The 565-nt window shown below is 44.2% G+C and carries 1 protein-coding gene; it reads left to right on the top strand.

What is annotated here, in order from left to right; genetic code table 11:
- Window positions 1-33: 33 nt before the first annotated feature.
- Window positions 34-565: IS3 family transposase (locus FD33_RS12865; RefSeq protein ID WP_156407823.1), on the top strand; the 532-nt coding region annotated here is incomplete at its 3' end.

The following is a 565-nucleotide window of genomic DNA, read 5'->3' as shown; positions in this document are numbered from 1 at the left end:
ATCTTTGCGGAATTTAAGCAGCGATACGGTGTTATGAAGATCCACCATGAATTGAATCTGGAACTTCAACCACTGCAGCGTCGGTGCAGCCCAAGACGGATTTCCCGGCTCATGAAGGAACTGGATATCCACTCCGTTACCGTCAATAAATGGAAAGCGGCTTCGGCTTCCAAAACCAAGGTTGAACAGCGTCCCAACTTGCTTAAGCAGGATTTCTCGACCACTGGTTTAAATCAAAAATGGACCGCTGATATGACCTATATTCAAACGAAGCGTAATGGCTGGTGTTACTTATCAACCATCATGGATCTGCACTCAAGACGAATTATCGGCTATTCATTCTCAAAAAAGATGGATACTGATTTAGTCTTAAAGACCCTGGAAAGCGCGGTTAAAAATCGAACCATTACTGGGGACCTGATTATCCACACAGACTTAGGATCACAGTACACCAGCGATGATTACAACCAACGGTTAACAGAACTACATATCCGCCACTCTTACAGCCGTAAGGGGTGTCCATACGATAATGCACCAATGGAATCTTTTCATGCTTCCCTCAAAA

The organism is Companilactobacillus paralimentarius DSM 13238 = JCM 10415, assembly GCF_001434985.1.
GTDB classification, from domain to species: domain Bacteria; phylum Bacillota; class Bacilli; order Lactobacillales; family Lactobacillaceae; genus Companilactobacillus; species Companilactobacillus paralimentarius.
The sequence above is the reverse complement of the archived record's forward strand: the minus strand, read 5'-3'. Positions and strand labels throughout refer to the sequence as shown.